At 64.9% G+C, this 7,651-nt stretch carries 7 protein-coding genes; all 7 read left to right on the top strand.

The annotated features are described in order from the left end of the window. Positions 1 to 40 precede the first annotated feature (40 nt). Complete coding sequence (arnB, locus tag PG897_RS13855) at positions 41 to 1,162, top strand: UDP-4-amino-4-deoxy-L-arabinose aminotransferase (RefSeq protein WP_333563744.1); 1,122 nt, start codon at positions 41 to 43, stop codon at positions 1,160 to 1,162. Positions 1,163 to 1,168: 6 nt separating this feature from the next. Continuing rightward, positions 1,169 to 2,149, top strand: coding sequence for an undecaprenyl-phosphate 4-deoxy-4-formamido-L-arabinose transferase (gene arnC, locus PG897_RS13850; protein WP_043171038.1), 981 nt, complete (start codon positions 1,169 to 1,171; stop codon positions 2,147 to 2,149). Next, positions 2,146 to 4,137, top strand: a complete 1,992-nt coding sequence (gene arnA / locus PG897_RS13845) for a bifunctional UDP-4-amino-4-deoxy-L-arabinose formyltransferase/UDP-glucuronic acid oxidase ArnA (RefSeq protein WP_043171037.1) — start codon at positions 2,146 to 2,148, stop codon at positions 4,135 to 4,137. Before arnC ends, arnA begins: the two co-directional genes overlap by 4 nt. After that, entirely contained in the window at positions 4,130 to 5,029 is a 900-nt protein-coding gene (arnD, locus tag PG897_RS13840; RefSeq protein WP_043171036.1) for a 4-deoxy-4-formamido-L-arabinose-phosphoundecaprenol deformylase, read from the top strand. The genes arnA and arnD overlap by 8 nt, the downstream gene beginning before the upstream one ends. Before the next feature lie 68 nt (positions 5,030 to 5,097). Then, entirely contained in the window at positions 5,098 to 6,741 is a 1,644-nt protein-coding gene (arnT, locus tag PG897_RS13835; protein WP_201881808.1) for a lipid IV(A) 4-amino-4-deoxy-L-arabinosyltransferase, read from the top strand. Further along, on the top strand, positions 6,741 to 7,085 hold the full coding sequence (locus PG897_RS13830) for an EamA family transporter (protein ID WP_010634903.1): 345 nt from the start codon (positions 6,741 to 6,743) through the stop codon (positions 7,083 to 7,085). The genes arnT and PG897_RS13830 overlap by 1 nt, the downstream gene beginning before the upstream one ends. Next, entirely contained in the window at positions 7,082 to 7,495 is a 414-nt protein-coding gene (arnF, locus tag PG897_RS13825; RefSeq protein ID WP_017779161.1) for a 4-amino-4-deoxy-L-arabinose-phosphoundecaprenol flippase subunit ArnF, read from the top strand. The genes PG897_RS13830 and arnF overlap by 4 nt, the downstream gene beginning before the upstream one ends. Positions 7,496 to 7,651: the final 156 nt, after the last annotated feature.

The following is a 7,651-nucleotide window of genomic DNA, read 5'->3' as shown; positions in this document are numbered from 1 at the left end:
GGCAGCCTGTCAAGGTATTCGAAGAGTACCGTCAGGCGGCATAGGCGAGTGTCGCACTTCGAAGTTGAATTCGCGAAGTGCTGTCTGTGATGTATTGAAATCGGGCTGGATCACCACGGGCCCGAAGAATCATGAACTGGAGCAGCAATTCTGCCACACCTTCGGTTGCCAGCATGCCGTTGCCCTCTGCTCCGCCACCGCCGGTATGCACGTCACCCTGATGGCGCTGGGCATAGGCCCGGGAGACGAGGTGATCACCCCCTCCCAGACCTGGGTCTCCACCATCAACATCATCACCCTGCTGGGGGCCGAGCCGGTCTTCGCCGACGTGGACCCGGATACCCTGATGACCAGCGCCGAGCTGATCGCCCCGCTCATCACCGCCAGGACCAAGGCCATCATCCCGGTGCACTATGCCGGTGCCCCCATCGACCTGGACCCCATCCTCGAGCTGGCCGGCCGGCACGGTATTCCGGTCATCGAAGATGCCGCCCACGCGGTCGGTACCCGCTATCGGGAGCGCTGGATCGGCGCCAGCGGCACCGCCATCTTCTCCTTCCACGCCATCAAGAACATGACCTGCGCCGAAGGGGGCATGCTGGTGACCGACGACAAGGCGCTGGCAGACAAGGTGCGGATGCTCAAATTCCACGGCCTGGGAGTGGATGCCTTTGATCGCATGAGCCTGGGCCGCAAGCCGCAGGCGGAGGTGATCACCCCGGGCTTCAAATACAACCTGGCCGACATCAACGCCGCCATCGCCCTGGTGCAGCTGGCACGCCTGCCCGAGCTCAATGCCAAACGGGCCGAACTGGTGGCCCGCTACCAGGAGCGGCTGGCCGGCCTGCCGCTGGCCCCCCTCGCCGTGCCAGGCTACCCCCACCTGCACGCCTGGCACCTGTTCATGGTGCGGGTCGACCCCGAGCGCTGCGGCCTCGATCGGGATCAGCTGATGCAGGCGCTGCAGGAACGTGGCATCGGCACCGGTCTGCACTTTCGGGCAGCCCATACCCAGAAGTACTACCGCGAACGCTACCCGACCCTCAGTCTGCCCCATACCGAGTGGAACTCCTCACGCCTGTGCACCCTGCCACTCTTCCCGGACATGACGCTGGCCGACGTTGACCGCGTGGTCGCGGCCCTTATCGACATATTGGAGTAACCAAACGTGAACAACACTGACATCAAGCTGGTTTCGGTGGTCATCCCCGTCTACAACGAGGAGGCCAGCCTGCCCGTGCTGCTGAGCCGGGTCACCGCCGCCTGCGATCAGCTGTCGCAGGATTACGAAGTGATCCTCATCGACGACGGCAGCCATGACGGCTCCACCGAGCTCATCAGCGAAGCCGCCGCCCGCGAGGGCAGCAAGCTGGTCGGGGTGCTGCTCAACCGCAACTACGGTCAGCACGCCGCCATCATGGCCGGCTTCGAGACCGCCAAGGGGGATCTGGTGATCACCCTGGATGCGGATCTGCAGAACCCGCCGGAGGAGATCCCCCGCCTGGTGGAGGCCGCCATGCAGGGCTATGACGTGGTGGGTACCATGCGTCGCAACCGGCAGGACTCCTGGTTTCGCAAGACCGCCTCCAAGCTCATCAACAAGTCGGTGCAAAAGGCCACCGGTGTGCACATGAGCGACTACGGCTGCATGCTGCGGGCCTACCGCCGCCACATCATCGACGCCATGCTCTGCTGCCAGGAGCGCAGCACCTTCATCCCCATCCTGGCCAACAGCTTCGCTCGCCGCACCATAGAGCTGGAAGTGGGCCATGCAGAGCGGGCCCACGGCGAGTCCAAATACGGGCTGATGCACCTCATCAACCTGATGTATGACCTGGTCACCTGCATGACCACCACCCCGCTGCGTCTGCTCAGCATCGTCGGCAGCGTGGTGGCGGGTATTGGTTTCGTCTTCTCCATCCTGCTGATCCTGATGCGCCTCATTCTGGGCGCCGACTGGGCCGCCGATGGCGTCTTCACCCTCTTTGCCATTCTCTTCACCTTTGTCGGCGTGCAGCTGCTGGGCATGGGGCTGCTGGGAGAGTACATAGGCCGCATGTACACAGACGTGCGCGCCCGTCCCCGCTACTTCATCCACCGGATCGTGCGCACCGCCACCACCCCTTCGCAACAGGAAGCTGAACAATGAAAGTCGTCGTCTTTGCTTATCACGATATCGGTTGCACCGGCATCGAGGCCCTGCTCGAGGCAGGCTACGAGATCCAGGCCGTCTTCACCCACGCCGACGATCCGGGCGAGAACCGCTTCTTCGGCTCGGTCGCCCAGCTCTGCGCCGAGCACAACCTGCCGGTCTACTCCCCCGAGGACGTGAACCACCCGCTCTGGATCGAGCGCATTCAGGAGCTGGCGCCCCAGGCCCTCTTCTCCTTCTACTACCGCAACATGCTCAAGCAGGCGATCCTCGACATCCCGACCGTCGGCGCCTTCAACCTGCACGGCTCTCTGCTGCCCGCCTACCGCGGCCGCGCCCCCATCAACTGGTGCCTGGTCAACGGTGAGACCCAGACCGGCATCACCCTGCACCAGATGACCGCCAAGCCCGACGCCGGTGCCATCGTCGCCCAGCAGGCGGTGACCATTGCCGACGACGACACAGCGCTGACCCTGCACGGCAAGGTGCGTCTCGCCGCCCGGGCGCTGCTGGAGCAGGAGCTGCCCAAGCTGCGCGCCGGCGACATCCGCCTCACCCCGCAGGATGAGAGCAAGGCCAGCTACTATGGCCGCCGCACCCCGGCCGATGGCGAGCTGCACTGGCACCGCCCGGCCCGCGAACTGCACAACCTGGTGCGCGCCGTCACCCAGCCCTACCCGGGCGCCTTCAGCTTCGCCGGCGATCGCAAGCTGACGGTGTGGAAGAGCCACTGGCTGGCCCAGCAGAGCGACAAGCAGCCGGGCACCATCCTGAGCCAGGAGCCGCTGCGCATCGCCTGCGGTGAAGGAGTGCTGGAGATCGTTGCCGGTCAGGCCGAAGGGGGTCTCTATGTACGCGGCGCCCAGCTGGCCCGTGAACTGGGGCTGGTGGAAGGGATGAAGATCGGCGCCAAGGCGAGCAATGCCCTGCGCAAGGCGCGGCTGACCCGGGTGCTGATCCTCGGCGTCAACGGCTTCATCGGCAACCACCTGACCGAGCGCCTGCTCCAGGATGGCGGCTACGAGGTGTATGGCCTCGACATCGGCTCCAGTGCGGTGGATCGTTTCATCGGTCACCCCAACTTCCACTTCGTGGAGGGGGACATCAGCATCCACACCGAGTGGATCGAGTACCACATCAAGAAGTGCGACGTGATCCTGCCGCTGGTGGCCATCGCCACCCCCATCGAGTACACCCGCAACCCGCTGCGCGTGTTCGAGCTCGACTTCGAGGAGAACCTCAAGATCGTCCGCTACTGCGTGAAGTACCACAAGCGCATCATCTTCCCCTCCACCTCCGAGGTGTACGGGATGTGCGACGATCACAGCTTCGATGAAGACAGCTCCCGCCTCATCGTCGGCCCCATCAACAAACAGCGCTGGATCTACTCGGTCTCCAAGCAGCTGCTGGATCGCGTCATCTGGGCCTACGGCAAGAAAGAGGGGCTCAACTTCACACTGTTCCGCCCCTTCAACTGGATGGGGCCGCGTCTGGACAGCCTGGACTCCGCCCGCATCGGCAGCTCCCGCGCCATCACCCAGCTGATCCTCAACCTGGTGGACGGCACCCCGATCCAGCTGGTGGACGGTGGCGCCCAGAAGCGCTGCTTCACCGACATCGAGGACGGCATCGAGGCCCTGTTCCGCATCATCGAGAACAAGGGGAACCGCTGCGACGGCCAGATCATCAACATCGGCAACCCGGACAACGAGGCCAGCATCCAGCAGATGGCCGAGATCCTGCTCGCCAAGTTCGAGGATCACCCGCTGCGCGACCAGTTCCCGCCGTTCGCCGGCTTCAAGCTGGTGGAGAGCAAATCCTTCTACGGCGACGGCTATCAGGACGTCTCCCACCGCCGGCCGAGCATCGCCAATGCCCGCCGCCTGCTGGACTGGGAACCGACCATCGAGATGGAACAGACCATAGGCAACACCCTGGACTTCTTCCTGCAAGGGGCGGTCACCACGGGAGTCGAGCATGACTGAGGTAGGTCTGCGGATCGACGTCGATACCTTCAGGGGGACCCGTGACGGGGTGCCCCGCCTGCTGCAACTGCTCGACAAGCATCAGGTCAAGGGGAGCTTCTTCTTCTCGGTCGGACCGGACAACATGGGGCGCCACTTGTGGCGCCTGCTAAAACCCCGCTTTCTGCTCAAGATGCTGCGCTCCAACGCAGCATCCCTCTATGGGCTGGACATCCTGCTGGCCGGCACCGCCTGGCCCGGCAAGTCCATCGGCAAGCAGCTCGGCTCCCTGATGCGCGACACCGACAGCGCCCGCCACGAGGTGGGGCTGCACGCCTGGGATCACCACGGCTGGCAGGCCAACACCGGCCGCTGGGACGAAGCCGAGCTGATTCGTCAGACCCGGCTCGGGGTGGATGCACTCAACCAGATCCTGGGGCGCGAAGTGGATTGCTCCGCCGCCGCCGGCTGGCGGGCCGACCCGCTCACCACCCAGGCCAAGGAGCAGTTCGGCTTTCGCTACAACAGCGACTGTCGCGGCAGCGGCCTGTTCCGGCCCCTGCTGCAGGATGGCCGTCCCGGCACCCCGCAGATCCCGGTCAACCTGCCCACCTTCGACGAGGTGGTGGGCCATCAGGTGACGGTCGACGGATTCAACCGTTTCCTGCTGGATCAGCTGGCGACCCCGCCGGCGCAGGGCCCCCACGTCTACACCATCCATGCCGAAGTGGAAGGGATCGTGATGGCGGATCAGTTCGATGCCCTGCTCGGCGACGCCAGGGCGCGCGGCATCCGCTTCGTGCCGCTCGGGGATCTGTTACCATCGGACCCGACCACGCTGCCCACCGGCCGGCTGGTGCGCGGCACCCTGCCCGGGCGGGAAGGCTGGCTCGGCTGCAAGGCCGAGGCCTGAAATGAATGACGCCACCTCGGGTGGCAGGACTAACATCGCGCTAATCACACCATGCAACAGAGGATGTCATGACGTTGACCAAGTGGGCCCTGCCCCTGTTCTTTCTCTTCTTTTACCTGCTGCCGCTCGACCAGCGGCCGCTCTGGAGTCCGGACGAAAACCGCTACGCCGAAATAAGCCGGGAGATGGTGAGCACCGGAGACTGGGTGGTCCCCCACTTCCTGGGCTTGCGCTACTTCGAGAAACCCATCGCCGGCTACTGGTTCAACAGCATCAGCCAGCAGCTGTTCGGTGACACCAACTTCGCCGTGCGCTTCGCCTCGGCCGCCGCCACCGGCCTCAGTGCCGTGCTCATCTTCTGGTTCGCCCTGCAGCTGTGGCAGTGCCGGCGCAAGGCCTTCCTCGCCGGGCTCATCTATCTGTCGCTGCTGATCGTCTACGGCATCGGCACCTACAGCGTACTGGACGCCATGGTGACCCTCTGGCTCAACGCCGCCATGGTGAGCTTCTACATCATCCGCAAGGAGGGTTCCCTTGCCAGCCGGGTCGGTGGCTATCTGCTGTTCGGCCTCGCCTGCGGCATGGGCTTTCTCACCAAGGGCTTCATCGCCCTGGCGGTGCCGGTGGTGGTCATAGTGCCCTACGTCATCTATCAGCGCCGCCTGCTCGAGCTGGTGCGCTTCGGGCCGCTGGCCATCCTGAGCGCGGCCCTGCTGGCAGCCCCCTGGGCCATCGCCGTGCACCTGCGCGAGCCGGACTACTGGCACTACTTCTTCTGGATTGAGCACATCCAGCGCTTCGCCGCCGACAACGCCCAGCACAAGGCCCCCTTCTGGTACTACCTGCCCATGGGGCTGCTCGGCACCCTGCCCTGGCTCGGCCTGCTGCCCGGCGCCCTACGCAAGGGCTGGCAGGAGCGCAAGATAAACCCGGAGACCCTCTACCTGCTGGCCTGGGTGGTGTTGCCCTTCCTCTTCTTCAGCGTGGCCAAGGGCAAGCTGCTCACCTACATACTGCCCTGCTTCGCCCCGCTGGCCATGCTGATGGCCGCCAGCGCCGTCGATCTGCTCAAGGAGGGCAAAGAGCGGGCCTTCAAGGTCAACGCCTGGCTGAACGGCCTGTTCGGCCTCATCGGCCTGATCGTGATGGCGGTGCTGGCCTTCTCCCCCCGTCACGCCGTCTATGGCGAGGAGGATCACGGTGCGCTGGCGGTGGCCATGGTCATCTTCGCCGGCTGGAGTCTGCTCGGCTTCGTTCAGCTCAAGGCCATCAGCCAGCGCTGGACCCTGAGCGCGCTCTGCCCCATGGTGCTGGCCATCGGCCTGCCCTGGGCACTGCCGCAATCGCTGATCGACTCCAAGCTGCCGGAGCGCTTCATCGAGGCCAACCAGGCCGTGCTGATGAAGTCAGGCACCCTGCTGGCCAACGACGTCGGGCTGGCCTCCTCCCTCGCCTGGGGCACCCGGCGCAGCGAGATCAACCTGTTCGACAGCAAGGGCGAGGTCCATTACGGCCTCAGCTACCCGGATGCAGCGGGACGCTACGTGGCCCGCGCCGACTTCCCGGCCTGGCTGGCACAGGCGCGTAAAAATGGCCAGGTAGCCCTGCTGATGAAGACGGATCGCGACGGCAACACAGGGCCCGTGCCCCCCGCCGACGAGACCATCGTCAGCCACCGGTTGACCCTGCTCATCTACCACGGGGCCCAGTGATGGACATACTGCTGCTGTTGCTGGTGTGTCTGCTGACCTGCAGCGGCCAGATGCTGCAAAAGCAGGCGGTCATCAGCTGGCAGCGCCGCCCCTGCAACCACTGGCAGAAGCTGCGTTCCCCCTGGCTCATCGCCAGCGTGGCGGCCCTCGGCAGCGGCATGCTGCTCTGGATCTACCTGCTGCAGCGGCTGCCGCTCGGCATGGCCTACCCCATGCTCAGCATCAATCTGGTGCTGGTGCTGGTGGGCTCCAGACTGTTCTTTCACGAGCAGATCAGCTACCACAACTGGCTGGGGGTGGGCTCCATCATAGTGGGCGCCCTGCTGCTGGGAGGTTTGCTATGAGCGGCGGCCATCAGCAGGCGCTGAAGGGGTATCTCTACGTGCTCGGCAGCATAGTGCTGGTGACGGTGGCCCAGCTCGGCATGAAGTGGGGAGCAATCCAGTTGCCGGCCTGGCAGCCGGATCTCGCCCTGATGCTGGCCCATCCGCTGCCGCTGCTGGTGATCCTGGCCGGCATCGGCTGCTATGCCCTGTCGCTGCTCTGCTGGCTGGCGGCGCTGCACTCCACCCCGCTCAACATCGCCTACCCCCTGCTCAGCACCAGCTATGCGCTGGTCTACCTGCTGGCGGTCAACATCCCGCTCTTCGCCGAGCCGCTGGAGCCGGGCAAGGCGCTCGGAGTGCTGTTTATCCTGCTGGGGGCCGTGCTGGTGGGGATCAAGCCTGCGGCTGGCAACAAGCAGGCAGACTAGTTTTTCTCTTGTTTGTCGCAAGGGCTGCCATGGCAGCCCTTTTTTCGTCTACCGCCGATGCTGGCACGCCAGCGAAGCAGTTGCGCGGCGGTACTGTCAGACCGCACACTTGACCGTACTCGGAACATGCCCTTATAACGGAAACTCCCAAGGAAG

It is taken from the genome of Aeromonas sp. QDB20 (assembly GCF_027707805.1).
Classification (GTDB): domain Bacteria; phylum Pseudomonadota; class Gammaproteobacteria; order Enterobacterales; family Aeromonadaceae; genus Aeromonas; species Aeromonas dhakensis.
The sequence above is the reverse complement of the archived record's forward strand: the minus strand, read 5'-3'. Positions and strand labels throughout refer to the sequence as shown.